This window comes from Streptomyces sp. NPDC015032 (assembly GCF_043080425.1).
Taxonomy (GTDB): domain Bacteria; phylum Actinomycetota; class Actinomycetes; order Streptomycetales; family Streptomycetaceae; genus Streptomyces.
Genome location: NZ_JBIBVN010000001.1, coordinates 17,875 through 42,651, shown reverse-complemented (window position 1 = coordinate 42,651; position 24,777 = coordinate 17,875). Strand labels below are relative to the sequence as shown.

23 protein-coding genes are annotated in these 24,777 nt (G+C 70.5%); 13 read left to right on the top strand and 10 right to left on the bottom strand.

Annotated elements, in window-relative coordinates; translation table 11 throughout:
* The first annotated feature begins 26 nt into the window (after window positions 1-26).
* The 3 genes from ACF08M_RS00205 to ACF08M_RS00195 all read left to right on the top strand — a co-directional run bounded on the left by ACF08M_RS00205 (window position 27) and on the right by ACF08M_RS00195 (window position 2,463).
* A complete protein-coding gene (locus tag ACF08M_RS00205; RefSeq protein WP_392183429.1) occupies window positions 27-704 on the top strand; it encodes a TerB family tellurite resistance protein in 678 nt (225 codons plus the stop codon).
* 155 nt (window positions 705-859) lie between these two features.
* On the top strand, window positions 860-1,606 hold the full coding sequence (gene recO / locus ACF08M_RS00200) for a DNA repair protein RecO (protein ID WP_392182981.1): 747 nt from the start codon (window positions 860-862) through the stop codon (window positions 1,604-1,606).
* Between the two features lie 35 nt (window positions 1,607-1,641).
* Entirely contained in the window at window positions 1,642-2,463 is an 822-nt protein-coding gene (locus ACF08M_RS00195; protein ID WP_392182980.1) for an isoprenyl transferase, read from the top strand.
* Between the two features lie 57 nt (window positions 2,464-2,520).
* Here the strand turns inward: ACF08M_RS00195 and ACF08M_RS00190 are convergent, their stop codons facing one another.
* The 4 genes from ACF08M_RS00190 to ACF08M_RS00175 all read right to left on the bottom strand — a co-directional run bounded on the left by ACF08M_RS00190 (window position 2,521) and on the right by ACF08M_RS00175 (window position 5,691).
* Window positions 2,521-2,955, bottom strand: coding sequence for a Fur family transcriptional regulator (locus tag ACF08M_RS00190; RefSeq protein WP_392182979.1), 435 nt, complete (start codon window positions 2,953-2,955; stop codon window positions 2,521-2,523).
* Between the two features lie 65 nt (window positions 2,956-3,020).
* Complete coding sequence (locus ACF08M_RS00185) at window positions 3,021-3,914, bottom strand: metal ABC transporter permease (protein ID WP_392182978.1); 894 nt, start codon at window positions 3,912-3,914, stop codon at window positions 3,021-3,023.
* A gap of 2 nt (window positions 3,915-3,916) precedes the next feature.
* A complete protein-coding gene (locus ACF08M_RS00180) occupies window positions 3,917-4,699 on the bottom strand; it encodes a metal ABC transporter ATP-binding protein (RefSeq protein ID WP_392182977.1) in 783 nt (260 codons plus the stop codon).
* Window positions 4,700-4,737: 38 nt separating this feature from the next.
* Entirely contained in the window at window positions 4,738-5,691 is a 954-nt protein-coding gene (locus tag ACF08M_RS00175; protein ID WP_392182976.1) for a metal ABC transporter substrate-binding protein, read from the bottom strand.
* A gap of 207 nt (window positions 5,692-5,898) precedes the next feature.
* On the opposite strand from ACF08M_RS00175, the gene ACF08M_RS00170 reads away from it, so the two are divergent.
* Both ACF08M_RS00170 and ACF08M_RS00165 read left to right on the top strand, forming a co-directional pair.
* The gene (locus tag ACF08M_RS00170) at window positions 5,899-7,281 is read left to right on the top strand and encodes a glycine--tRNA ligase (protein WP_392182975.1); all 1,383 of its coding nucleotides are present in this window, start codon (window positions 5,899-5,901) and stop codon (window positions 7,279-7,281) included.
* Window positions 7,282-7,645: 364 nt separating this feature from the next.
* On the top strand, window positions 7,646-7,915 hold the full coding sequence (locus ACF08M_RS00165) for a DUF6243 family protein (RefSeq protein WP_392182974.1): 270 nt from the start codon (window positions 7,646-7,648) through the stop codon (window positions 7,913-7,915).
* 174 nt (window positions 7,916-8,089) lie between these two features.
* On the opposite strand, the gene ACF08M_RS00160 is transcribed toward ACF08M_RS00165, so the two are convergent.
* Window positions 8,090-9,574 carry an MFS transporter gene (locus tag ACF08M_RS00160; protein ID WP_392182973.1) on the bottom strand — a complete coding sequence of 495 codons (1,485 nt, stop codon included), beginning with the start codon at window positions 9,572-9,574 and terminating at the stop codon, window positions 8,090-8,092.
* Window positions 9,575-9,669: 95 nt separating this feature from the next.
* Here ACF08M_RS00160 and dusB point away from each other — a divergent pair, with 95 nt between their 5' ends.
* From dusB to ACF08M_RS00140, 4 genes are all read left to right on the top strand, one after another.
* The gene (dusB, locus tag ACF08M_RS00155; RefSeq protein WP_392182972.1) at window positions 9,670-10,902 is read left to right on the top strand and encodes a tRNA dihydrouridine synthase DusB; all 1,233 of its coding nucleotides are present in this window, start codon (window positions 9,670-9,672) and stop codon (window positions 10,900-10,902) included.
* A gap of 697 nt (window positions 10,903-11,599) precedes the next feature.
* Window positions 11,600-14,362 carry a pyruvate, phosphate dikinase gene (gene ppdK / locus ACF08M_RS00150; RefSeq protein ID WP_392182971.1) on the top strand — a complete coding sequence of 921 codons (2,763 nt, stop codon included), beginning with the start codon at window positions 11,600-11,602 and terminating at the stop codon, window positions 14,360-14,362.
* A 518-nt stretch (window positions 14,363-14,880) separates the two neighbouring features.
* Complete coding sequence (locus ACF08M_RS00145) at window positions 14,881-15,855, top strand: ArsR/SmtB family transcription factor (RefSeq protein ID WP_392182970.1); 975 nt, start codon at window positions 14,881-14,883, stop codon at window positions 15,853-15,855.
* A 106-nt stretch (window positions 15,856-15,961) separates the two neighbouring features.
* Entirely contained in the window at window positions 15,962-16,375 is a 414-nt protein-coding gene (locus ACF08M_RS00140; RefSeq protein WP_392182969.1) for a VOC family protein, read from the top strand.
* 127 nt (window positions 16,376-16,502) lie between these two features.
* Here ACF08M_RS00140 and ACF08M_RS00135 read toward each other — a convergent pair whose 3' ends face one another.
* Complete coding sequence (locus ACF08M_RS00135) at window positions 16,503-17,432, bottom strand: oxidoreductase (RefSeq protein WP_392182968.1); 930 nt, start codon at window positions 17,430-17,432, stop codon at window positions 16,503-16,505.
* 200 nt (window positions 17,433-17,632) lie between these two features.
* On the opposite strand from ACF08M_RS00135, the gene ACF08M_RS00130 reads away from it, so the two are divergent.
* Complete coding sequence (locus ACF08M_RS00130) at window positions 17,633-18,421, top strand: sulfite exporter TauE/SafE family protein (protein WP_392182967.1); 789 nt, start codon at window positions 17,633-17,635, stop codon at window positions 18,419-18,421.
* A 25-nt stretch (window positions 18,422-18,446) separates the two neighbouring features.
* On the opposite strand, the gene ACF08M_RS00125 is transcribed toward ACF08M_RS00130, so the two are convergent.
* The 3 genes from ACF08M_RS00125 to ACF08M_RS00115 form a co-directional block, all read right to left on the bottom strand.
* Complete coding sequence (locus tag ACF08M_RS00125) at window positions 18,447-19,070, bottom strand: class F sortase (RefSeq protein ID WP_392182966.1); 624 nt, start codon at window positions 19,068-19,070, stop codon at window positions 18,447-18,449.
* 134 nt (window positions 19,071-19,204) lie between these two features.
* A complete protein-coding gene (locus tag ACF08M_RS00120) occupies window positions 19,205-19,843 on the bottom strand; it encodes a hypothetical protein (protein WP_392182965.1) in 639 nt (212 codons plus the stop codon).
* Between the two features lie 473 nt (window positions 19,844-20,316).
* Window positions 20,317-21,117 (bottom strand): aminotransferase class IV family protein, encoded by an 801-nt coding sequence (locus ACF08M_RS00115; protein ID WP_392182964.1) that lies wholly within the window; start codon window positions 21,115-21,117, stop codon window positions 20,317-20,319.
* Window positions 21,118-21,205: 88 nt separating this feature from the next.
* On the opposite strand from ACF08M_RS00115, the gene ACF08M_RS00110 reads away from it, so the two are divergent.
* Together ACF08M_RS00110 and cutA are read left to right on the top strand one after the other, a co-directional pair.
* Window positions 21,206-21,823: an NADPH-dependent FMN reductase gene (locus ACF08M_RS00110; RefSeq protein WP_392182963.1), complete on the top strand. Its 618-nt coding sequence runs from the start codon at window positions 21,206-21,208 to the stop codon at window positions 21,821-21,823.
* Between the two features lie 93 nt (window positions 21,824-21,916).
* Complete coding sequence (gene cutA, locus ACF08M_RS00105) at window positions 21,917-22,258, top strand: divalent-cation tolerance protein CutA (protein ID WP_392182962.1); 342 nt, start codon at window positions 21,917-21,919, stop codon at window positions 22,256-22,258.
* Between the two features lie 62 nt (window positions 22,259-22,320).
* On the opposite strand, the gene ACF08M_RS00100 is transcribed toward cutA, so the two are convergent.
* The gene (locus ACF08M_RS00100) at window positions 22,321-23,034 is read right to left on the bottom strand and encodes a vancomycin high temperature exclusion protein (protein ID WP_392182961.1); all 714 of its coding nucleotides are present in this window, start codon (window positions 23,032-23,034) and stop codon (window positions 22,321-22,323) included.
* A gap of 366 nt (window positions 23,035-23,400) precedes the next feature.
* On the opposite strand from ACF08M_RS00100, the gene ACF08M_RS00095 reads away from it, so the two are divergent.
* A complete protein-coding gene (locus ACF08M_RS00095) occupies window positions 23,401-24,729 on the top strand; it encodes a deoxyguanosinetriphosphate triphosphohydrolase (RefSeq protein WP_392182960.1) in 1,329 nt (442 codons plus the stop codon).
* The last annotated feature ends 48 nt before the right edge of the window (window positions 24,730-24,777 follow it).

Genomic DNA, 24,777 nt, shown 5'->3' with positions numbered 1-24,777 from the left:
TGCGGTCGGCCCTGGGACAACGCGCCATGAAGCTGCGTATCTGCGGCATCCGCACCATCTGGGACGCCGTCGGCGACGGCGAGTTCTTCTGCCCCGGCTGCGGCGGCGACCGCAACTACCGCCGTCTCACCGGCCGTCGTCGTTTCGCGGTGATCGGCGTGCCGGTGCTGCGACGCGGCACCGTGGGCCCCGTCGTCGAATGCGCCGCCTGCCGGGCCCACTTCGACACCGAGGTGCTCGACCACCCCACCACCACCCGGTTCTCCGCGATGCTCCGGGACGCCGTCCACACGGTCGCGCTCGGTGTCCTCGCGGCCGGCGGCACCGCCTCCCGTACGGTCCTGGAGGTCGCGGCCGCCATCGTGCACGACGCCGGATTCGACGACTGCACGGAGGAACAGCTCTGCACCGTCGTCGAGGTCCTCTCCGCCGACATCGGCCACGGCTCCGCCTTCGACCCGACGGCCGAGGCCTGCGGTGCGGCCCTCGCCATCGAACTGCACGAGGCACTGGAACCCCTCTCCCCGCATCTGGCCCCCGCCGGACGCGAATCGATCCTGCTGCAGGGCGCGAGGATCGCCCTCGCCGACGGCCCGTACGGACAGGCGGAGCGCGAGGTGCTGGCCACGGTCGGCGGGGCGCTGCAGCTCCGTGCCGAGGACACCGCCCGGCTGCTCGCCGCGGCGGCGCGCACCCCCTCCTGAACGGCCCCGTCCGCACCGGGCGCGTACTCCCACGGGAGTGAGCGGGCCCGTGCGCCCACCGGTCGTACCGGCGGCCGACGCGGCGGACGGACACCGGGACCGACCGGGGGCGGGGGCGGGGGCGGTGAGCCGTCCCCGTACCGGACAATGGACGCATGAGCTTGTTCCGGGACGACGGCGTGGTACTGCGCACGCAGAAGCTGGGCGAGGCCGACCGGATCATCACGATCCTGACCCGCGGCCACGGCCGGGTGCGGGCCGTCGCGCGCGGGGTACGGCGCACGAAGTCCAAGTTCGGGGCACGGCTGGAACCTTTCTCCCACGTCGACGTGCAGTTCTTCGCCCGGGGCAGCGAGCTGGTCGGCCGGGGACTGCCGCTCTGCACCCAGAGCGAGACGATCGCCCCGTACGGCGGCGGCATCGTCACCGACTACGCCCGCTACACCGCGGGCACCGCGATGCTGGAGACCGCCGAGCGGTTCACCGACCACGAGGGCGAGCCGGCGGTCCAGCAGTACCTGCTGCTCGTCGGAGGTCTGCGCACCCTCGCACGCGGTGAACACGAGCCGCATCTCATCCTCGACGCGTTCCTGCTGCGTTCGCTCGCCGTCAACGGCTACGCACCCAGCTTCGAGGACTGCGCGAAGTGCGGAATGCCCGGACCGAACCGGTTCTTCTCCGTCGGGGCGGGCGGCGTCATATGCGGTGACTGCCGGGTACCCGGCAGCGTCGTACCCTCGGCTGAGGCCGTCACGCTGCTGAGCGCGCTGCTCACCGGCGACTGGGAGACGGCGGACGCGTGCGAGGCGCGTCATGCCAGGGAGGGGAGCGGACTGGTGTCCGCTTATCTGCACTGGCATCTGGAGCGCGGACTGCGCTCACTGCGGTACGTAGAGAAGTGACACGGGCAGATCAGGCACAGGGAGCGAGACAGTTCATGGCAGTACGCGGGATGTTCGGCGGCCGTAACCGGCACGACTACAAGACCCCGGAGCCGCACCCTTCCGGTGCCACGCCCCCGCAGATCCCCGGTGAGCTGGTGCCCAAGCACGTCGCCGTCGTGATGGACGGCAACGGCCGCTGGGCCAAGGAACGCGGCCTCCCGCGCACCGAGGGCCACAAGGTCGGCGAGGGCGTCGTCATGGACGTCCTCAAGGGCTGCATCGAGATGGGCGTCAAGAACCTCTCGCTGTACGCGTTCTCCACCGAGAACTGGAAGCGGTCCCCGGAGGAAGTGAAGTTCCTGATGAACTTCAACCGGGACGTCATCCGCCGCCGCCGCGACGAGATGGACGAACTGGGCATCCGTATCCGCTGGGTGGGCCGCATGCCCAAGCTGTGGAAGTCCGTCGTCCAGGAGCTCCAGGTCGCCCAGGAGCAGACCAAGGACAACGACAGGATGACGCTGTACTTCTGCGTCAACTACGGCGGCCGGGCCGAGATCGCCGACGCCGCGCAGCGCATCGCGCAGGACGTCGCGGCCGGGAAGCTGGACCCGTCCAAGGTCAACGAGAAGACGTTCGCGAAGTACATCTACTACCCGGACATGCCGGACGTCGACCTCTTCGTCCGCCCCAGCGGCGAGCAGCGCACCTCCAACTACCTGATCTGGCAGAGCGCCTACGCCGAGATGGTCTTCCAGGACGTGCTGTGGCCGGACTTCGACCGCCGCGACCTGTGGCGGGCCTGCCTGGAGTACGCCCAGCGGGACCGGCGCTTCGGCGGCGCGGTGGAAGCGGCTCAGAACCCGACGGGCTGAGAGCCGGTCGGGTTCTGAGCGGCGCGGCCCGGGGACAGCGCCCCCGGGCCGTCGTCGTCACTCCTTCGCGCTCGCGCACTCCGCGCACGTTCCGAAGATCTCCACCGTGTGGGCCACGTTCACATACCCGTGCTGCGCGGCTATCGTCTCCGCCCACTGTTCCACCGCGGGCCCCTCGACCTCCACGGCCTTGCCGCACATCCGGCACACCAGATGGTGGTGGTGGTCCCCGGTCGAACAGCGCCGGTACACGGACTCGCCGTCCGTGGTGCGCAGCACATCGACCTCGCCGGCGTCGGCGAGGGACTGAAGGGTGCGGTAGACGGTGGTCAGCCCGACCGAGTCACCGCGGTGCTTGAGCACGTCGTGCAGCTCCTGGGCGCTGCGGAACTCGTCCACCTCGTCGAGCGCCGCCGCCACCGCCGCCCGTTGCCGGGTCGACCGGCCGCGTACCGGGGCCGCGTTCGTTCCACTGATCGGCGCCGTCGCCACAGCAGCCTCCTCGTGTCGCCCGTACCTGTGTCGGGCCATTGTGCCAGCCCGCCCCGGCAGCTCGGTCAGACCCGCAGGTCGTCCGTGGCGGGACGGGAGGCCGGTACCTCCAGAGTGCACTCCTCGGACGCGGCTTCGCCGAGCCGGGCGCGCCTTCTGGCCAGCGGGGCCGCGAGCAGCGTCAGGCCGACGAAGACCACGATGGCCAGCAGCACGATCGTCGCGCCGGGCGGGATGTCCTGGTAGTACGAGGTCACGGTGCCGGCCAGGGTCACCGCCGTACCGATGACGACCGACAGCACGAACGTCACCTTGAAGGACCTGGAGATCTGCTGTGCGGCCGCGACCGGCACCACCATCAGCGCGCTGACCAGCAGCAGCCCGACGACCCGCATCGCCACGGTGACGGTCACCGCCGCCGTCACGGCGACCAGCAGATTCAGCGCGCGCACCGGCAGTCCGGTGACCCGGGCGAACTCCTCGTCCTGGCTGACCGCGAACAGCTGCCTCCGCAGCCCCAGCGTCACCAGCAGCACGAAGGCGGCCAGCAGACAGATCGCGGTGATGTCCTCGGTGGAGACCGTGGAGAGGGAGCCGAAGAGGTACGAGGTGAGGTTGGCGTTGGAGCCGGTGTCGGAGAGGTTGATCAGCAGGACGCCGCCCGCCATGCCGCCGTAGAACAGCATGGCCAGCGCGATGTCGCCGCGGGTGCGTCCGTACCAGCGGATCAGCTCCATCGCGACGGCGCCGACGACGGCGACCGCCGTGGCCATCCACACCGGGCTGGTGGAGAGCAGGAAGCCGAGGCCGACACCGGTCATCGCGATATGGCCGATGCCGTCGCCCATCAGGGCCTGGCGGCGCTGGACGAGGTAGATGCCGACGGCGGGGGCGATGACGCCCACCAGTACGGCGGCGAGCAGGGCCCGCTGCATGAACGGGGGGTCGAGGAATTCCATGATCAGCTCAGCAGTCCGGTCCGGACGGGCTCGGAGGCCGCGTGGGGGTGTACGTGGTCGTGGCCGGGCAGGGCGTGCTGGCCCAGCGCCTTCGGGGGCGGCCCGTCGTGCATCACACAGCCGTCGCGCAGCACGATCGCGCGGTCGATCAGCGGCTCCAGCGGGCCGAGCTCGTGCAGCACGAGCAGCACCGTGGTGCCGGCCGCGACCTGCTCGCGGAGCGTCGTGGCGAGGATCTCCTGGCTGGCCAGGTCGACGCCGGCCATCGGCTCGTCCATGATCAGCAGCTCCGGTTCGGCGGCCAGCGCACGGGCGATCAGCACGCGCTGGTGCTGCCCGCCGGAGAGCGCGTCCACCGAATCCCCGGCCCGGTCGGCGAGGCCCACGAGGCCGATGGCCCGGTCGACCGCGGCCCGGTCGGCCCTGCGGAGCAGGCCCAGCTTCGTGCGGGAGAGGCGTCCGGAGGAGACGACCTCACGGATCGTGGCGGGGACCCCGCCGGCCGCGGTGGTGCGCTGGGGTACGTAACCGACACGCGCCCAGGAGCGGAAGCGGCGCAACGGGGTGCCGAACAGCTCGATGGAGCCGCCGGTGAGCGGGACCTGACCGATGACGGAGCGTACGGCGGTCGACTTGCCCGAGCCGTTGGCGCCGAGCAGGGCGACGACCTCGCCGCGGTGGACGGTGAGGTCGATGCCGCGCAGCACCGGACGCGTGCCGAGCGTGGCGCTGGCGCCGCGCAGGGCTATCACGGGATCCGTCGTGGTGCTCCCGGGCTCGGGCATGAGCGCCTCCGATGCTGCTGTGGCGGGTGGTGTGCGGGTCACTTCGCGCCGAGCGCCTTCTGCAGGGCCGCGAGGTTGGACTGCATGACTTCGATGTAGTCAGCGCCCTTGGACTTGCCCGTGATTCCCTCCAGCGGGTCCAGGACGTCGGTCTTCAGGCCGGTGTCCTTGGCGAGGGTCTTCGCGGTCTTGTCGCTGGCGAGCGTCTCGAAGAATACGGTGGAGACCTTGTTCTTCTCCGCGATGGTGTGGATCTCCTTGATCCGGGCGGGGCTGGGCTCGGCCTCGGGGTCGATGCCGGCGATGCCCTCCTGGGTCAGGCCGTAGCGCTCGGCGAGGTAGCCGAAGGCGGAGTGCGTGGTGATGAAGGTCCTGGTCGCGGTGGACTTCAGACCGTTCTCGTACGCCGTGTTCAGGCCGTCGAGCCTGGTGACCAGCGCGTCCGTGTTCTTGCGGTAGTCCGCGGCGTGGCCGGGGTCGGTCTTCTCCAGGGACTTCCCGACGCCCTTGGCGACCTCGGCGTACTTCACCGGGTCCAGCCAGATGTGGGGGTCGGCCCCGGCCTCGTCACCGTGGTGCTCATGACCGTGCTCGTCGGCGCCGGTCTCGGTGCCGTGGTCCTCCAGCGTGGTGAGGGCCGAGGCGTCGATGACGTTCTTCGAGCCGGACTGCTTGACGGCGTCGTCGACGGCGGGCTGGATGCCCTTGAGGTAGAGGATGCAGTCGGCGTCGGCGAGTCCGCCGATCTGCCGCGGGCTGAGCTCCAGGTCGTGCGGTTCGACGCCCGGCTTGGTCAGGGTGGTGACGGAGACGTGCTTCCCGCCGATCTGCTCGGCCAGGAACTGCATCGGATAGAACGAGGCCACCACGTTCAGCTTGTCGCCGTTCTTGTGGTCGGCGGCGCCCGAGGCGGAGCAGGCCGTGAGGGCGGTGAGGCCGAGGACGGCTGCTCCGGCGACGGCGGCGGTGGGTATGAGGCGACTTACGTTCATGACAGTCATTTTCAACAAAATTGGAAACGATTGTCAACAAGGATGATGAGATGACCGCGCGGCCGTCCGTGCCGACACCGATTTGATCGAAGGGGCGTGCCCGCCGGTAATCTGAGGCATTCGCCCGCCCGTCTCCCGACCACTACCCCCCACGAGGCGCTTCGCGCCACCCCTGTCCAGTTCCGTCGTCGTAATGAAGAGAGCACCGTGGCCGCCGACAAGATCGACTCCATCGTCAGCCTGAGCAAGCGCCGTGGCTTCGTCTATCCCTGCAGTGAGATCTACGGTGGTCAGCGTGCCGCCTGGGACTACGGGCCGCTGGGCGTGGAGCTGAAGGAGAACCTCAAGCGCCAGTGGTGGCGCTACATGGTCACCTCGCGCGAGGACGTGGTCGGACTCGACTCGTCGGTCATCCTCGCCCCCGAGGTCTGGTCCGCCTCCGGCCACGTCGCCACGTTCACCGACCCGCTGACCGAGTGCACCTCCTGTCACAAGCGCTTCCGCGCCGACCACCTGGAGGAGGCGTACGAGGAGAAGCACGGCCACGCGCCCGTGAACGGCCTGGCCGAGCTCAACTGCCCGAACTGCGGCAACAAGGGCACGTTCACCGAGCCCAAGCAGTTCTCGGGTCTGCTCTCCACCCACCTCGGCCCGACCCAGGACTCCGGCTCGGTCGCCTATCTGCGCCCCGAGACCGCGCAGGGCATCTTCACCAACTTCGGCCAGGTGCAGCAGACCTCGCGCAAGAAGCCGCCGTTCGGCATCGCCCAGATGGGCAAGTCCTTCCGGAACGAGATCACTCCGGGCAACTTCATCTTCCGCACCCGTGAGTTCGAGCAGATGGAGATGGAGTTCTTCGTCAAGCCGGGCGAGGACGAGGAGTGGCAGCAGTACTGGATGGACCAGCGCTGGAACTGGTACACGGACCTGGGCATGCGTGAGGAGAACATGCGCTGGTTCGAGCACCCGAAGGAGAAGCTCTCCCACTACTCCAAGCGCACCGCCGACATCGAGTACCGCTTCCGCTTCGGCGGCAGCGAGTGGGGCGAGCTGGAGGGTGTCGCCAACCGCACGGACTACGACCTCAAGGCGCACTCCAAGGCCTCGGGCACGGACCTGTCCTTCTTCGACCAGGAGGCCGGCGAGCGCTGGACCCCCTACGTCATCGAGCCGGCGGCCGGTGTCGGCCGCGCGATGCTCGCCTTCCTCCTCGACGCCTACATCGAGGACGAGGCGCCCAATGCCAAGGGCGTCATGGAGAAGCGCACCGTGATGCGCCTCGACCCGCGCCTCGCGCCGGTCAAGGTCGCCGTCCTGCCGCTGTCCCGCAACCCGCAGCTGTCGCCGAAGGCCAAGGGCCTCGCCACCGACCTGCGGAAGAACTGGAACATCGAGTTCGACGACGCGGGCGCCATCGGCCGCCGCTACCGCCGCCAGGACGAGATCGGTACGCCGTTCTGCGTCACCGTCGACTTCGACACCCTGGACGACAACGCGGTGACCGTGCGCGAGCGCGACACCATGAAGCAGGAGCGCGTCTCCCTGGACCAGATCCAGGCCTACCTCGGCGCCCGGCTGCTGGGCTGCTGACGCACCGCGGTTTCCCGGCGAAGCCCCCGGTTCCCCGTACCCCGTACGGAACCGGGGGCTTCGCCGCACCCCGGGCGCATGCGCCCGCGCGTCACGGACCGCCTGTGCGGCGGCCGCCGGGCCGGCCACGGCGGACGTCGCGCCGCGCACGCGGCCGGGGCCGCCCGCCGGGGCCGCCCGCCAGGACCGCGCGGCCGGGCGGAAAACCGGGTGCTGGGACCGTTCCGGCCGGGGTACGGTGCGGGCATGTCTTCGTTCTTCCAGATCTACGAGTGAGAGTGCGGCGGGCTCGACCACCCGCCGCCCACCGGACCGATTCCAGGTCACTCCAGACCTCTTTTCTCACCACGAATGGGAGAACGCCGTGGCCAAGAGCCGCAACAACCTCCTCGGTGTGGGCGGACAGCGCAAGAAGCTGTCCCGCGCCGAACAGCAGGGCGCGGGCCCTGCGCGCGATGCCGACCGCAAGGCGGCCGCCGACCAGAAGCAGGAGCTGCTGCGCAAGATGCGTGAGCGCGCGCAGTCGGGACCCGCCTCCGCGCAGGCGACCCCGCCCGCCGCGCAGCACGAGCCGTCCTCGGACGACCCGGCGCAGCCGGGCGCGACCGAGCAGGACAGTTCGGCGCAGAGCTGACACCTCCTCATCACCCGTACGACCGTGGGCCCGGATCACCTGGAGTGATCCGGGCCCACGCCCGTGTCCGCGCTCCTTGCCGCCCCGCGCTCACGCCACCCTGCGCGGCAGCCGCAGTCTCAGCAGAGAGCACGATGCGGAAGAGGACGAGACCGGACAGCGGCTGCAACGTCTTCAGGTCCTGGAGCCCGCCGACGCCTGATCCTGCGCGCACATGCCCTTCGCCGTCTCCAGCCGTTCCGCGGTCCGGCGCGCCGTCCCCCGCGCCCAGCGCCCGCTGGTCAGCGCGCCCATCAGCAGGACGCACAGCCCGCACCCGGCGATGATCCACCAGGCGGGCTTGCTCGCGTCCACGAACGCTTCCGCGTACCCGGCGCCCCGCGGGGATCCGGTACCGGCCACGCCCGCCGCCAGCACCGCACCGATCACGGCGACCCCGAGCGTCCCGCCGACCTGCCGGCTGGTCGAGGCGACCGCCGCCGCCACACCGGCCTGCGAGCGCGGCATCCCGGAGACGGCCGTGTTGGTGATCGGCGCGTTCACCATGCCGAAGCCGAGGCCGAACAGCACATAGCCGGTGAACAGCAGGACGTTGTCCGTCTCCGCGTCGAACGCGGCGAACAACAGCCCGCACGCCGTCATGGCCACGCCCGCCACGAGCAGCGACAGCCGGGGCCCCCGGCTGCCGACCAGCCGCCCGGACAACGGTGCGCAGACGAAGGTCAGGGCCGCCATCGGCAGCATGTACAGACCGGCGTGCAGCGCGCTCAGACCGCGCACGTTCTGCAGATACAGCGTGTTGAGGAAGAGGAATCCGCTCAGTGCGGCGAAGGCGCAGACCGCGATGGCGGTGGCCCCGCTGAACGGGGCGCTGCGGAAGAACCGCAGGTCGATGAGGGGTTCGGCGCGCCTGGGCTCGTACAGCAGCAGCCCGACGACCGCGCAGGCGGCGAGCCCGGCGAACGTCAGGATGCGCGGCGAGGTCCAGCCTGCCGACGGTGCCTCGATGATCGCGTACGTCAGTGAACCGAGCACCGCGATCACCAGCAGCTGCCCCACGGGGTCGGGGCGGCGCGGCTTCGGCGCACGGGACTCGGGCACGTACCGCCAGGTGAGCAGCAGCGCGAGGAGACCGACCGGAAGGTTGATCCAGAAGATCGACCGCCAGCCCACCGAGTCCACCAGAAGGCCGCCGACCACGGGTCCCGCCGCCATGGAGATGCCGACGACACCGCCCCACACCCCGATGGCGCGGGCCCGCTCGCGCGGGTCGGTGAAGGTGTTGGTGATGATCGACATCGCGACGGGGTTGAGCATCGAACCGCCCACCGCCTGCACCATCCGGAACGCCACCAGCGACTCCAGGTTCGGCGCCAGGGAGCAGAGCACCGAACCGAGGGTGAAGAGGACGAGCCCGATCTTGAAGATCTTCCGGCGCCCGATCCGGTCGGCGGTGGACCCCGCGAGCATCAGCAGCGAGGCCAGGACGAGGGTGTAGGCGTCGATCGTCCACTGCATGCCCGCCACGGTGGCGTGCAGGTCCTTCTGCATGGAGGGCAGGGCGACGTTGAGGACGGTGTTGTCGAGACTGACGATCAGCAGGCTCATGCAGCAGATCGCCAGCACCAGTTGACGTCGGCGGGGGCTCAGCTCGGGCATACTTGGATAGTACGGTTAACTAACGAAGTTCGCTGCCGTCCGGTCCTCGCCCGGTGCGACCGGGGCCGCTCCGCGCGGTACGCGACAATGGAGCAATGACCACGCTCGCCCCCTCGCTCCCGCAGCTCCGGATCGGCCCGCACACGGTGCAGCCGCCCGTGGTGCTCGCCCCCATGGCCGGCATCACCAACGCTCCGTTCCGCACCCTGTGCCGGGAGTTCTCCGGCGGCAAGGGGCTGTTCGTCAGCGAGATGATCACCACCCGGGCGCTGGTCGAGCGCAACGAGAAGACCATGCAGCTCATCCACTTCGACGCGACCGAGACCCCGCGCTCGATCCAGCTGTACGGAGTGGACCCGGTCACGGTCGGCAAGGCCGTCCGCATGATCGTCGACGAGAACCTCGCCGACCACATCGACCTGAACTTCGGCTGCCCGGTCCCCAAGGTGACCCGCAAGGGCGGCGGCTCGGCGCTCCCCTACAAGCGGCCGCTGCTGCGCGCGATCCTCCACCAGGCGGTCTCCCACGCGGGCGACCTCCCGGTCACGATCAAGATGCGCAAGGGCATCGACGACGACCACATCACCTATCTCGACGCGGGCCGGATCGCGGTGGAGGAGGGCGTCACGGCCGTCGCCCTGCACGGCAGGACGGCCGCCCAGCACTACGGCGGCACCGCCGACTGGGACGCCATCGCCCGCCTCAAGGAGCACGTCCCGGAGATCCCCGTCCTCGGCAACGGTGACATCTGGTGCGCGGACGACGCCCTCCGGATGATGCGCGAGACCGGCTGCGACGGCGTGGTCGTGGGGCGCGGCTGCCTGGGCCGCCCCTGGCTCTTCGGTGACCTGGTGAGCGCCTTCGAGGGTACGGAGCCGGCTCCGGCTCCGTACTCCGGCTCCGGCGGAAACGCCCTCCCCGCGGCCACCGCCACCGCCCCCGCACCCGGCGGGCCTCGTACCGGGGCGGCGCCCGGACTGCGCGAGGTCGCCGGCGTCATGCTCCGGCACGCGACGCTGCTGGGGGAGTGGATCGGTGACGAGGCCCGGGGCGTGATCGACTTCCGCAAGCATGTCGCCTGGTACCTCAAGGGCTTCTCGGTCGGCTCGGAGATGCGCAAGAAGCTGGCGATCACCTCGTCGCTGGAGGAGCTGGGCGGGCAGTTGCAGGAGCTGGACCTGGACCAGCCGTGGCCGGACGGTGCGGACGGGCCTCGCGGGCGCACCTCGGGCAACAACCGGGTGGTCCTGCCGGACGGCTGGCTGAAGGACCCGTACGACTGCGCGGGCGTGAGCGCGGACGCGGAGCTGGACACGTCGGGCGGCTGAGAAAGAGGGCCGCCCCCGAGTGCTTCCGGGGCCCCGAAGAGCCTGTGCGGGCTCTTCGGGGCCCTTTTCGCGCCGCTCCGGGCCCCCTCGGGCCTCCCGGGCTCTTTCGTCCCGTGGCCCTTGGGGAGCGCGCCGCCTCACAGGCACCGCGTGCCGCTCCACACCCATCGCTCATCTGAGCGCAATATATGGCCGGATTCAGTGGCATGCAGCCATGGAAGAGCCTCGATGGGCCCGCAGTGCCACTCTCAAAGCCTCATCTGTTCACGATCGGCTACGACCTCTTGATCAATGAGTGACCAAGAGGCGTCGGCGGTGCGTCCGCATGGTGACATCTGAGCGCTGTTCGTAAAGTGATTCTCGCCACCCTGAGGGGCAGTGCGCTCAAATGAGCGCAAATTCGAGGGGTGCATTTCTCAAATGATGGCACTGGGTGCCAATAGGCTCCACTTTGATCGATCGACGCGTCCAGCGCTCTGTGTGATCGATTGAAGGGATTCCGGTAGCGGTACGTATTTATTCATTCAAGAAGTGAACGAATCCCTCCGGTCGAGGGGCAGGTCATGCCACTTTCGATCTGCTGGCGGACGGGTGGTTGACGCCTCATGACGCACAAGTGGACGTACCCAGACACCTTCGATCTGGGTATGTTCCTCGCCGTCAGGGCAGCCATCGCGTCCTCGAGGAGTCGAGACCCGTGTCGGAAAACAAAGATTCCCACGTAACCACCCCGGAGTCCCGGGAGGCCGAGGGCCAGAAGTTCGTTTACGACTTCACCGAGGGCAACAAGGATCTGAAGGACCTCCTCGGCGGGAAGGGTGCCAACCTCGCCGAGATGACCAATCTCGGGCTCCCCGTCCCGCCGGGATTCACCATCACGACCGAGGCGTGCAAGGTCTACCTCGACAGCGGCGAGGAGCCGGCGGAGCTCCGGGACGAGGTCAGTGCGCATCTGGACGCCCTTGAGGCGCGGATGGGCAAGAAGCTCGGCCAGGCGGACGACCCGCTGCTGGTCTCGGTCCGCTCCGGTGCGAAGTTCTCGATGCCCGGCATGATGGACACGGTCCTCAACATCGGCCTCTCCGACGAGTCCGTGGCCGGTCTCGCCGTCCAGTCCGGCGACGAGCGGTTCGCGTGGGACTCCTACCGCCGCCTCATCCAGATGTTCGGCAAGACCGTCCTCGGTGTCGACGGCGACCTCTTCGAGGAGGCGCTGGAGGCGGCGAAGGAGGCCAAGGGCGTCACCGTCGACGTGGATCTCGACGCGGCCGACCTGAAGAAGCTGGTCAAGCAGTTCAAGAAGCTCGTCTCCCGGGACGCCGGACGTGACTTCCCGCAGGACCCGCGCGAGCAGATGGACCTGGCCATAAAGGCCGTCTTCGACTCGTGGAACACCGACCGGGCCAAGCTCTACCGGCGCCAGGAACGCATCCCCGGCGACCTCGGCACGGCCGTCAACATCTGCTCGATGGTCTTCGGCAACCTCGGCCCCGACTCCGGTACGGGCGTCGCGTTCACCCGCGACCCCGCCAGCGGCCACCAGGGCGTCTACGGCGACTACCTGCAGAACGCGCAGGGCGAGGACGTCGTCGCCGGTATCCGCAACACCGTGCCGCTCGCCGAGCTGGAGTCGATCGACAAGAAGTCGTACGACCAGCTGATGCAGATCATGAAAACCCTCGAAACGCACTACAAGGACCTGTGCGACATCGAGTTCACCATCGAGCGCGGCCGGCTGTGGATGCTCCAGACCCGGGTCGGCAAGCGCACCGCCGGTGCCGCCTTCCGGATCGCCACCCAGCTCGTCGACCAGGGCCTGATCGACGAGGCCGAGGCGCTTCAGCGGGTCAACGGGGCGCAGCTGGCGCAGCTGATGTTCCCGCGCTTCGACGACACCGGAGTCGCCGAGGGGAAGGGCCCCCAGCTGCTGGGCCGGGGCATCGCGGCCTCGCCGGGCGCAGCGGTCGGCAAGGCCGTCTTCGACTCGTACACCGCGGTGAAGTGGTCGCGGTCCGGCGAGAAGGTCATCCTCATCCGCCGCGAGACCAACCCCGACGACCTCGACGGCATGATCGCGGCCGAGGGCATCCTGACCTCGCGCGGCGGGAAGACCTCGCACGCCGCCGTCGTCGCCCGCGGCATGGGCAAGACCTGTGTCTGCGGCGCCGAGGAGCTCGAAGTCGACACCAAGCGCCGCCGGATGACGGTGGACGGCCGGGTCATCGAGGAGGGGGACGTCGTCTCCATCGACGGCTCCACCGGCAAGGTGTACCTCGGCGAGGTCCCCGTCGTGCCGTCCCCGGTCGTCGAGTACTTCGAGGGCCGGATGCACGCGGGCGCCGACGACGCCGACGAGCTGGTGGCTGCCGTGCACCGGATCATGGCGTACGCGGACCGGGTGCGCCGGCTGCGGGTGCGGGCCAACGCCGACAACGCCGAGGACGCGCTGCGGGCCCGCCGCTTCGGCGCCCAGGGCATCGGCCTGTGCCGTACCGAGCACATGTTCCTCGGTGAGCGCCGCGAGATGGTCGAGAAGCTGATCCTCGCCGACACCGACGCCGAGCGCGAGACCGCCCTGGACGAGCTGCTTCCGCTCCAGAAGGCGGATTTCATCGAGCTGTTCGAGGCGATGGACGGGCTGCCCGTCACCGTACGGCTGCTCGACCCGCCGCTGCACGAGTTCCTGCCCGACATCACCGAGCTCTCGGTCCGGGTCGCGCTCGCCGAGTCGCGCAAGGACGCCAACGAGAACGACCTGCGCCTGCTCCAGGCCGTGCACAAGCTGCACGAGCAGAACCCGATGCTCGGTCTGCGCGGGGTCCGTCTCGGTCTCGTCATCCCCGGCCTGTTCGCCATGCAGGTACGGGCGATCGCCGAGGCCGCGGCCGAACGCAGGAACGCCAAGGGCGACCCGCGCGTCGAGATCATGATTCCGCTGGTCGGCACGGTCCAGGAGCTGGAGATCGTCCGCGAGGAGGCCGACCGGGTCATCGCCGAGGTCGAGGCCGCCACCGGCACCTGCCTGAAGCTGACCATCGGCACGATGATCGAGCTGCCGCGTGCCGCGCTGACCGCCGGTCAGATCGCCGAGGCCGCGCAGTTCTTCTCCTTCGGCACGAACGACCTGACCCAGACGGTGTGGGGCTTCTCCCGTGACGACGTGGAGGCGTCCTTCTTCACCGCGTACCTGGAGAAGGGGATCTTCGGGGTGTCGCCGTTCGAGACGATCGACAAGGACGGTGTCGGCTCGCTGGTCCGCAGCGCCGTCGCGGCCGGCCGGGCCACCCGCCCGGACCTGAAGCTCGGCGTCTGCGGCGAGCACGGCGGCGACCCGGAGTCGGTGCACTTCTTCCACGAGGTGGGTCTGGACTACGTGTCCTGCTCCCCGTTCCGCATTCCCGTCGCCCGCCTGGAGGCGGGCCGCGCGGCGGCGGAGTCGACGGGCAGCGACAGCCGCTGACCCGGCACCCGGCCCTCTGCCCCGGAGCCGCCGCCGGCTCACCCGTACCCTCACCGACCCGGCGGCGGCTCCGGAACCACGGGAGGCGGTGGCACCCTGTGCGGGGGTGCCACCGCCTCGTTCCGTTCCGGGGAAATGTTTGTTCGACGCTGTTCTTTTTCTCGTTCGATACGCAAAGTTCGTTCAATAAGCGAAGACCCGCGGAACGGACCGGGGGCCCGCGCCCGGAACGGACCGGGGTGCGGCCCATGGATCCCCATCCATGGGCCGCACCCGGCTTACCTCGTCGGACACGGAGCCGCACCGTTGCGCACCGCCGCCGAACGAGCAAAACCCCCCACGGCCTTCACCCGCTCTTCCGGTGGCTCCGGATTCGTGCCCGACGTCGTACAGCTTTTCGGGTGAGGGCGTGCGGGGGCGAGACGTTTCACCTCTGGCCGAAACCCCGTGGTGACGTGCTGTTACGGGTCGCCTACCCTTGGATGGGGGTAATTGCACGTGCAACAGGTGGGGGATCGGTGCTGCGTATCCACATGTCCGGAGCGGACCTTTCCAGAGTGCGGATGGCCACCCGGCCGGATGCGCTGTGGGAAACCGTTCTGAGTTTCCATCGGCTGAGGGACCGGCGCGGTTCCACGGTGTTCGGGAAATGGCGTACGGAATCCCGGCCCCGGTTGAATGGTGAAGTGCGCCTGCTGGCCGCGGTGATTCCACCGCGCGGGTATTTCCCGGATTTTCTGACGCCTTCTCAGGAAAGCGGCGAGCCCTACGGCGCCGACGCCGGAATGCAGGCGCTGCGCGACACCCCGCCCGGGCGGATACGCGCCGAACTCGCCCTGCTGGCCGCCGAACGCCGCGGGACGGGCCGCTTCCAGGACGGCCGCGTCGAGTCGCTCGACCGGCTCGTCGGCGCCCTGCGCAGCTACCACCGCGCCGCGATCGAACCCTACTGGCCGCACATCCAGGCGAGCATCGAGGCCGACCGTGCCGTCCGCGGCCGCGCGCTCCTGGACGGCGGCGCGGACGAACTGCTCGCCTCCCTCCCGCCCATGATCCGCTGGCGGGCCCCCGTGCTGGAGGCGGACTACCCCGTCGACCGCGAGCTCCACCTGGACGGCCGGGGGTTACTGCTCCAGCCGTCCTTCTTCTGCCGCGTCACCCCGGTCGTCTGCCGCGATCCACAACTCCCGCCGGTTCTCGTCTACCCGGTCACCCACTCCCGCGCCCCGGTCTTCGCCGAACCGGGCCCCTGGCTCGGCCGGCTCCTCGGCCACACCCGTTCGACGGTTCTGAGGGCCATCGGTGACGGCTGCACGACCAGCGAACTCGCCCGCCGCGCGGGAGTCTCCCTCGCCTCGGCCAGCCAGCACGCCTGTGTGCTGCGCGAGGCGGGACTGGTCCACACTCTCCGGCACGGCAGTTCGGTCCTGCACACACTGACCCCGCTGGGCGGATCGCTGCTCCGGGGCGGCGCGCCGCTCGCCATGTCCTGACGGCCACAGGTACACAAAAGTTCCTTCGCCGGTACCGATGAGTTCCGCGCGGCGCGGCCGTCTACCTGTCGTAAAACGTTCGAATACCAGAGAGAACGGGACCTCCATGCCCCAGATGATCTTCGTGAACCTGCCGGTCAAGAACCTTGAGGCGACCAAGGCCTTCTTCGGCAAGCTCGGCTTCTCGTGCAATCCGCAGTTCAGTGACGAGAACACCGCGTGTCTCGTCATCAGCGACACCATCTTCGCCATGCTCCTCACGGAGCCCCGCTTCAAGGAGTTCACCAGGAAGGAGATCGCCGACTCCTCGAAGTCCACCGAGGTGATCCTCGCCCTGAGCGCCGAGAGCCGCGAGAAGGTGGACGAACTGGTCGACACGGCCCTCGCCTCCGGTGGATCGCCCGCCAACGAGCCGGTGGACTACGGCCACATGTACGGCCGCTCCTTCCAGGACCCGGACCACCACATCTGGGAGGTCATGTGGATGGACCCCGCCGCCGTCCAGGGGCAGCAGGGCTGAGAGCCTGTCGGGTGATCTTCGATCGGGAAGCGTGCGTGCCAGGGCGTGGCCGCCCGATCAGAGGTCGCCCGACAGGCTCTGAGCCGGGTGACGGCGAGCGGGAGAGCAGGCGGCCGGGGAGCGGGCCTCAGGGCGTGAGGCCCGGATACGTCACCCCTGTGAGCTGCTCGGACGCCACCCAGAGCCGCTCGCTCGCCACGTCGTTCAGCGTCCAGCCGGCCCGCCAGGACGGGGCCGGCGCACCGCGCCACCCCAGCAGCCTCGGGCCGGTGAACGAGTCGGGGCGCACGCCGGGCGCGGTGGCCGCGTACAGGGTGGGCAGCGCACCGGCCGACGCGGGCTGGGCGATGAGCCGGTTGCCGAGCCCGACCACCCGTTCCGCCGCCTTGCGGTTCTCCATCCGCACGCCCGCCGCCTGCAGATTGGTCGCCGCGTACCCGGGGTGCGCCGCCGCGGCCACCACCTCGGAACCGGCGGCTGCCAGCCGCCGCGCCAGCTCGTGGACGAAGAGCAGATTGGCGGTCTTCGAGCGGCCGTAGGCGATCCACCGGCGGTAGTTCCGCTCGCTGTTGAGATCCCCCATATCGATGTCGGACAGGGCGTGCAGGCCGCTGGAGACGCTCACCACGCGCGCCCCGGGGGCGCCCAGGAGCTTCGGGAGCAGCAGCCCGGTGAGGGCGAAGTGCCCCAGGTGGTTGACGCCGAACTGCCTCTCGAAGCCGTCGGCCGTCTTCCCGTAAGGAAGGGCCATCACGCCCGCGTTGTTGATCAGCAGATCGATCCGCTCGGGCGTGTGGGACGCCGCGCACGCGCGTACGGATTCCAGATCGGCCAGATCGAGCGGTACGAACTCCACGTCCGCGCCGGTCACGGCCGCCCGGATGTGGGACGCGGCCTCCTTGCCGCGCGTCTCGTCACGGCAGGCGAGCAGCACCCGCGCGCCGTGCCGGGCAAGTTCCCGTGCCGTGATCAGCCCGATGCCGCTGTTGGCTCCGGTGATCACGGCCGTACGGCCGCTCTGATCGGGGATGTCGCTCGCGTTCCAGCCCTGGCTCATGGGCCAAGCGTACGGCCGCGGCGTCCGGGGGGAACGGGCCGGGCGGCACCGCGGAACCCCCGGGCCGGCCCGGAGGTTCCGTCGCCGCGTCGCCGCGTCGCCGCGTCGCCGCGTCGCCGCGACGGTTCCGGGATCCGGCGGACGCGGTTGGACGGGGCGGGCGTCTGACAATCGCGGGCGAGGTCGTTAGGGTCGCGATCATGCCCGACATAGCACTCACCACTCTGGTCGTCCTCTGCCTCGCCGCAGCGGCGGCGGGCTGGATCGACGCGGTGGTCGGCGGTGGCGGACTGCTCCTGCTGCCCGCCCTGCTGCTGGGCCTGCCCCACGTCCCGGCCGCGCACGTACTCGGCACCAACAAGGCGGTCGCGATCGTCGGTACGTCGGGCGCCGCCGTGACGTATGTGCGCAGGGCACCGGTCAAGGTCGGCACGGCCCTGCGGATCGGGCTCGCGGCGCTGGCCGGATCGATGGCCGGGGCGTTCTTCGCCGCCGGGATCAGCAGTGAGGTGCTGCGCCCGGTGATCATGGTCGTGCTGCTGGCGGTCGCGGCGTTCGTGATGCTGCGCCCCTCGTTCGGCAGGGCGCCGGACGACGGTACGCGGCGCGAGGTCACCCGGGCCCGCACCGTCATGGCGATCGTGCTCGTCGGCGGCGGTATCGGCTTCTACGACGGGCTGTTCGGCCCCGGCACCGGGACCTTCCTCGTCCTGGGGCTGACCGCGGTGCTCCATCTCGATCTGGTGAACGCGTCGGCCACGGCCAAGATCGTCAACGTCTGCACCAACGGCGGGGCGCTGGCGATGTTCGCGTACCAGGGCAGTGTGATGTGGCAACTGGCCGCGCTGATGGCGGTGTTCAACCTGGCGGGCGGGCTGATCGGGGCGCGGATGGCGCTCAGCAAGGGCAGCGGGTTCGTCCGCGGCGTCCTGCTGGTCGTGGTGTTCTCGCTGGTCGCGAAGCTGGCGTTCGACCAGTGGACGGCGTGACCGACGCGCACCGGGCGGGCCCGGTTCAGCGCACTTTCGTGAGATGCGCGTACGCGACCACATTGCCCAGGTAGCCCGATGTCTTCGAGAAGCCGCCGCCGCAGGTGATCAACCGCAGCGAGGCATAGGCCGAGGCGCCGTACACCCGCTTGTCGGGGAAGTCGTCACTGTCGTAGACCTCGATCCCGTCGAGGGAGAAGACGGCGGTGCGTCCGTCCTGGCGGACCACCTCGACCTCGCTGCCCTTTTGCAGAGTGCCCAGGTCGTAGAAGACCGACCGCCCCTGCGCGTTGTCGACATGGCCGGCGACGATCGCGCTGCCCCTGGAGCCCGGGGGAGTGCCGTCCCGGTACCAGCCGACGACATTACGGTTCGCGGCGGGCGGCACGTCGAGACTGCCGTCGGCGCCGAGGCCCAGCCGCATCATCGGGGCGTCCACCCGGATGCTGGGGATCCGGATGCGCACGGGCGCCGACGGCCCCAGGGGTTCGGCGACCGGGGACCCCGGCTGCGGCTCGGGGCCGGCGGCGAGAGCCTGCGCGGTGGTCGGCTGGGGCGGGATCAGCTGGGTGCCGGCGCCGTGGCGGATCAGCCAGACACCGGCCAGCGCCGCGAGAACCAGCAGCCAGCCCTTGACCTTCTGGGACACGGTCGTCCTCCGGGTGACGAGGCAAAGACGGGTGGGGGACGGGACGGTTCGGGCGCGGGGCACGGCCCCGTCCCGGTGGCCGCGCGGCCACCGGGACGGACACCTGGCGGTACCGAGACGTGAATCCGTCTCCGTCAGCCGGCTTCCTGCGTGCCGCTCGCCCGACGACGCAGGAGCCAGGCTCCGCCGACGGCGGCCGCGGCGAGTACGCCGGCGCCCGCCGCGATCTGGGAGGTGTCGGACCGGACGCTGCCGCCGACGCCTGTTTTGACGTGCCCGCTGGGACCGGTGGGCGCGGACGAGTCATCACGTCCGGACGACGACTTGTCCCGGCCCGACGACGAGTTGTCGTGCCCGGAGGAACTGTCATGCCCGGACGACGAGTTGTCGCGTCCGGATGATGAGCTGTCGTGCCGGCCCGAGCCTTCGTCCTCGGACGGGCTCCGGTTTCCGCTCCCATGCTCGTTCGACCCCTCGTTCCTGGAGGAGGTGTCGAGCCCGGAGAAGGCGTTGAGCCCGCCGACGGAGTCGAGCAGTGAGGGGACATTGAGGCCGAAGGGGGTGTCGCGCCCGGATCCGGCAGGGTTGTCTCCGCCGCCCTCGTCGTCGCCCTGGGCCACCGGGGCGCCGTTGGCCCGCGGCGCGGCCGCCGAGCCGGCCCGCAGCGTGCCGGCATCACCCGCGTACGCGGGTGCCCCGGCGGTGAAGAGGCCGAGCGTGGCTATGGTGACCGCGGAAGCGGCGGTACCGGTCACTAGGCGGGCAGGACGCATGGGGGTTCCTCCGGCAATGGCGCGAGTGGCTGTGTCCTGCCCCCGAGCTAACGGGCGGTCCGTCGTACATGCCTGCTGACACCAAGTCAGCTTCCACCTGAACGGCCCGGCGCGGCATCCTTGCCAAGATGCATGTGTGCAGGTCAACGCCATGATCGAAACGAAGGTGACCGGCTCCGCGGCATCCGGTGCCAAACGGGTGACGCCACGCCAAAAAAAGAGTGGCGTACGTCACACGCATGACCTTGTGAAGGTCGGGCACATGTCTGACACCCCCCACGGGACGGTGCACCAGGCCGCCCCCGGCCGCCGCCCCCGCCGGGCCCACCCCCCCTGGGCCCGGCGGGGGCGGTTCCGTGCCCGGCGTCCCGCGGCGCGGCGTCCTTGGCCCCGGCGCCCCGGGCGGCCCCGGTGGTCCGGGCGGTCACGGTGCCCCGGGCGGCCCCGGCGCCCCGGCGTGACGCCGCGTGGTGTCAGACCGCGTCCCACGGCGCGGCGTCGTACGCCTGCCCGATCCGCTCCATCAGCTCCTCGTCCACCGTGAACTCGATGTCGTCGATCCGCCGGACCGGTGCGATGCCCTGGGAGTTGGTGAGGAACGCCGATCGGTACGCGCCCAGCCCGTCCAGCGTCACCGGGCGCCGCACGGACGCAAGTCCCGCGCCGGGCAGTTCCCGCTCCAGCAGCGCCATGGTGATGCCGAGCAGGGCGGGGGCGGCGGGCCAGACGACCGAAGTGCCGTCCCAGAAGCCGACGTTGGTGATCGCCCCCTCCGTCACCGTGCCGTCCGGCAGGGTCAGCAGGGCCTCGTCGAACCCGGCGCGTGCCGCGAGCCTCGCGTAGTACGTCTGGCCGAACTCGCCGGGGCGCTTGATGTGCGGCACGGTCCGGGCGTACGGGACGGACATCAGGCCGTGCGGTTCGGTGGACTTCCGCGCGGGCCCGCGCACCGTGACCATGACGGTCGTCTCCGTGTCGCCCGGCGGCAGAAAGCCGTACACCCGCGTCGAGGCGTCCCGTACCCCGGCGCCGTCCAGCGCGTGCCGGACCAGCTCGCGGACCCGCTCCCCGTCCAGCGCGCGATCGAACAGCTCCTGGTTCGCCGAGTCCAGCCGGGCCAGATGCAGGGCGAGGCCGCGCACCCTTCCGTCCCTTACCTGCATGGCCGTGAAATGGCCGTAGTCGAGGAAGGCGGGAATCCGTAGATCCGCCTCGGTGGCCGGGTGCCCATTGAACTCGGCGTACGGGAACGGCGCGGAAGGGGGAGTCGTCATGCGGTCCACCGTATGCCGGGAGGGCCGGGGGCGGCCGTCCGTGGACAGGACTTGACCTCAACCATGGTTGACATATGAGCCTCTCCCCATGGACCTCACCGCAGCACCCTCGTCCCCTGCCGCCTCCGCCGCGCCGCTCAAGGTCGCGGTCCTCCTCGCGAGCAATCGCGAAGGGCGGTTCGCCCCCGTCGTCTCCGACTGGTTCCTCTCACGCACCGCCGGTCACTCCGGCATCGAGACCGATCTGGTGGATCTCGCGGAACTGGATCTCCCGATCGCTCACTCCTACCGGCCCGACGCCGAGGCGCGGGCCCGACTGGCTGCCGTTTCCCCGAGGTTGGCGGCGGCTGAGGCGTTCGTCGTCATCACCCCCGAGTACAACCACTCGTACCCGGCCCCGCTGAAGAACCTCATCGACTGGCACCACACCGAGTGGCAGGCCAAACCCGTCGCCTTCGTCTCGTACGGCGGAATCTCCGGCGGCCTGCGCGCCGTCGAGCACCTCAGGCAGGTCTTCGCGGAGCTGCACACCGTCGGCATCCGCGAAACCGTGTCGTTCCACAACGCGGGTGCCCTGTTCGACGAGCAGGGCAGGCACAAGGACCCCTCGGGCTGCGAAGCGGCCGCCAAGACGCTGCTCGACCAGCTGGTCTGGTGGGGGCGTGCGCTGCGCGACGCCAAGGCCGTGCGCCCGTACGGCAGCTGACCGCCGGGTCCTGCGCCGTGCCGCGACGCCCCCGACAATCGGAGGACACCCGATGATCCGGTGGCCCGGTGACCCGCACGGAGGAGGCCGAAGGTGACGACGACGCCGGCATGGCTGACCGTACTGACCACGACGGACAGTGAGGCGAAGGCCCGGTCCCTGGCGCAGGGCGCGGTGGAGGCACGGCTCGTCGCCTGCGCGCAGATCTCCGCGCCCGTCACCTCGGTCTACCGCTGGCAGCACGCCATCGAGAGCACCGAGGAGTGGCAGGTGCTGTTCAGGACGACGGCCGAGCGGTACGACGAACTGGAGGCCCATCTTCTGGCGGCGCACGACTACGAAACACCCGAGATCATCGCGATCCCGGTGGTACGCGGCAGCGCCCGCTACCTCGACTGGGTCGCGGCCGAGACCGCCCCGGTCGCACCCCTGTAGGGCTGGGCACCCGCCCCGGTCGCACCCCTGTAGGGCCGGGCACCCGCCCCCCGTGCCCACCCTCAACGCTCGTCCGCCGCCAGGGCCTCCCCGATCCCGGGCTCCTCGGGGCCCAGGAACTGCGGGTCCGGCTCGAACAGGGCGTCCAGCGCTGCCTTCCCCGCCGCGAACACCTCGCGTGCTCCGCCGTAGTACCAGGTCGCGTCGTGCACGGCGTCGACGCCGACCCCGTACGCGTCGATCCCCGCGGTCCGGCACAGCGCGATCGCCCGCCGGATGTGGAACCCCTGGCTCACCAGCACCGCGCGGTCGACACCGAAGATCTTCTTGGCCCGTACGCATGAGTCCCAGGTGTCGAATCCGGCGAAATCGCTCACGATCCGCTGGTCCGGCACGCCATGCGCCCTGAGATAGGTGCGCATGGCGTCCGGCTCGTCGTACTCCTCGCGGCTGTTGTCGCCGGTCACGAGCACGACCTTCACCTTCCCGTCCCGGTACAGCTCGGCGGCGGCCTTGAGGCGGTTCGCGAGGTACGGCGACGGCTTGCCCTTCCAGAGACCGGCCCCGAACACCACGGCGACCTGCTGCGCGGGCGCGTCCGCGGTCGTCCTGACGCGGGCGTCGGCGACGGTGTGCAGCCAGGTCGCGGGCGCCAGCGCCACCACACAGGCGAGCATCACCCCCTGCACGGCCCGCCGCTGCTCGCGCCGCGTCCGCGGCCACCGCGGCCGCAGCCGGCGAAGCGGACCCAGTCGTCCCGGCTGCTTCTCCCGCATGCGTGTCCCCCAGTTCCTGCTCTTCGTGCCCTGCGCCTGACCGTGCCCCGGGCCGTGTCGTCGGCCCACATGATCGGACGATCGAGGGGAGGAAAGGGTTCTCCCTCTCCCGATTTCGTTGATTTCGATACTGTTTCCGGTCTCGTGGCCGAACCTGCGGAATGATGCCGCCCTTCGGGGGATGCCGCCGCGAACCGGTCCGGAACCGGGGCGGACGACCGGGTGGCCGCCGCAGGAGCACCCTCGCCGGGGTCCGCCCGGCGGATCGCGGCCGGTGCCGAGGCGACCGAACAGCTCCGTCCCCCGGCCTCCCGCCGCGCACCTGCCTGAGCTGTGCTGTCGGTCCGGCGGATTACTGTCGGAACCATGGACGGTACGCGGGAAACCCGGCACGCCTCGGGCACACAGGACCACGGCACGACCCCCTACCGCGCCGCCGACGCCGAGCGCTGGGACACCGAACCGGACAAACGGCCCGGGCGTACCGCGTTCCAGCGCGACCGCGCCCGGGTGCTGCACTCCGCCGCGTTGCGCAGGCTCGCCGGGAAGACCCAGGTCGTCACCCCCGGCACCCGCGGCCACGCCTGGGACGCCAGCCCGCGGACCCGGCTCACCCACTCCCTGGAATGCGCCCAGGTCGGCCGCGAGCTCGGGGCGGCGCTCGGCTGCGACCCCGATCTGGTGGAGACGGCCTGCCTCGCCCATGACCTGGGCCACCCGCCGTTCGGACACAACGGGGAACAGGCCCTCAACGACTTCGCGTCGGACTGCGGGGGCTTCGAGGGCAACGCCCAGTCGCTGCGCCTGCTGACCCGGCTAGAACCGAAGCGGTTCGTGCCCGACACCCGGACCGGCGAGCTGGTCAGCGTGGGGCTCAACCTGACCCGTGCCTCTCTGGACGCCGCCACCAAGTACCCGTGGCCGCGCGGTGGGCATCCCTTCGACCCGGGCTCGCCGAAATTCGGGGTGTACGAGGACGACCTGCCCGTCTTCGAGTGGGCCCGTCACGGCGCCCCGCAGGACCGCAAGTGCTTCGAGGCCCAGGTCATGGACTGGTCCGACGACGTCGCCTACTCGGTGCACGACTTCGAGGACGGGCTGCACGCCGGGCACATCGACCCCGACTGCCTCTACGCCGAGCCCGAGCGGAACGCGATCTGGGCAGTCGCCGTCGGCCGGTACGTCCCGGCGGACACCGACCCCGGGGAGCTGGCCGACGCGCTGGACCGGCTCATCGGCCAGGACTGGTGGCCGCACGGCTACGACGGGTCCGCGGTCGGACAGGCCCGGCTGAAGGACGCGACGAGTCAGCTGATCGGCCGGTTCTGCCTCGCCGCCGAGACCAGCACCCGGCTGGCGTACGGAACGGGCCGGCTCAGCCGGTACGCGGCCGAGCTCGTCGTCCCCCGCGAGGCACGCAACGAGTGCGCCGTCCTCAAGGCGGTCGCCGACCGGTACGTCATGCAGCGCGCCGAACAGGAGGCGATCCGCGCCGACCAGCGGATCGTCATCGCGGAACTGGCCGCCGCGCTGACCGCACGCGCCCCGGAGGGGCTGGAGCCGCAGTTCCGGGCCCTGTTCGAAGCCGCGTCCGGGGACAGGGCCCGCAAACGGGTCCTCGTCGACCAGATCGCCGCCCTGACCGACGCCTCGGCACGCTCCCTGCACGCATCCCTCACCGCACGCCGCCGCTGACCGGAGCCCCGTCACCCGACCGGCCGCCCCCGCCCGGCTTGCCCGCGA

What these genes read in the sequence shown, in the direction of transcription:
- ACF08M_RS00205 (WP_392183429.1), top strand. Translation starts at nt 27, where the DNA reads ATGAAGCTGCGTATCTGCGGCATCCGCACCATCTGGGACGCCGTCGGC.
- recO (WP_392182981.1), top strand. Translation starts at nt 860, where the DNA reads ATGAGCTTGTTCCGGGACGACGGCGTGGTACTGCGCACGCAGAAGCTG.
- ACF08M_RS00195 (WP_392182980.1), top strand. Translation starts at nt 1,642, where the DNA reads ATGGCAGTACGCGGGATGTTCGGCGGCCGTAACCGGCACGACTACAAG.
- ACF08M_RS00185 (WP_392182978.1), bottom strand. Translation starts at nt 3,914, where the DNA reads ATGGAATTCCTCGACCCCCCGTTCATGCAGCGGGCCCTGCTCGCCGCC.
- ACF08M_RS00180 (WP_392182977.1), bottom strand. Translation starts at nt 4,699, where the DNA reads ATGCCCGAGCCCGGGAGCACCACGACGGATCCCGTGATAGCCCTGCGC.
- ACF08M_RS00175 (WP_392182976.1), bottom strand. Translation starts at nt 5,691, where the DNA reads ATGAACGTAAGTCGCCTCATACCCACCGCCGCCGTCGCCGGAGCAGCC.
- ACF08M_RS00160 (WP_392182973.1), bottom strand. Translation starts at nt 9,574, where the DNA reads ATGCCCGAGCTGAGCCCCCGCCGACGTCAACTGGTGCTGGCGATCTGC.
- dusB (WP_392182972.1), top strand. Translation starts at nt 9,670, where the DNA reads ATGACCACGCTCGCCCCCTCGCTCCCGCAGCTCCGGATCGGCCCGCAC.
- ACF08M_RS00140 (WP_392182969.1), top strand. Translation starts at nt 15,962, where the DNA reads ATGCCCCAGATGATCTTCGTGAACCTGCCGGTCAAGAACCTTGAGGCG.
- ACF08M_RS00135 (WP_392182968.1), bottom strand. Translation starts at nt 17,432, where the DNA reads ATGAGCCAGGGCTGGAACGCGAGCGACATCCCCGATCAGAGCGGCCGT.
- ACF08M_RS00130 (WP_392182967.1), top strand. Translation starts at nt 17,633, where the DNA reads ATGCCCGACATAGCACTCACCACTCTGGTCGTCCTCTGCCTCGCCGCA.
- ACF08M_RS00120 (WP_392182965.1), bottom strand. Translation starts at nt 19,843, where the DNA reads ATGCGTCCTGCCCGCCTAGTGACCGGTACCGCCGCTTCCGCGGTCACC.
- ACF08M_RS00115 (WP_392182964.1), bottom strand. Translation starts at nt 21,117, where the DNA reads ATGACGACTCCCCCTTCCGCGCCGTTCCCGTACGCCGAGTTCAATGGG.
- ACF08M_RS00110 (WP_392182963.1), top strand. Translation starts at nt 21,206, where the DNA reads ATGGACCTCACCGCAGCACCCTCGTCCCCTGCCGCCTCCGCCGCGCCG.
- ACF08M_RS00100 (WP_392182961.1), bottom strand. Translation starts at nt 23,034, where the DNA reads ATGCGGGAGAAGCAGCCGGGACGACTGGGTCCGCTTCGCCGGCTGCGG.
- ACF08M_RS00095 (WP_392182960.1), top strand. Translation starts at nt 23,401, where the DNA reads ATGGACGGTACGCGGGAAACCCGGCACGCCTCGGGCACACAGGACCAC.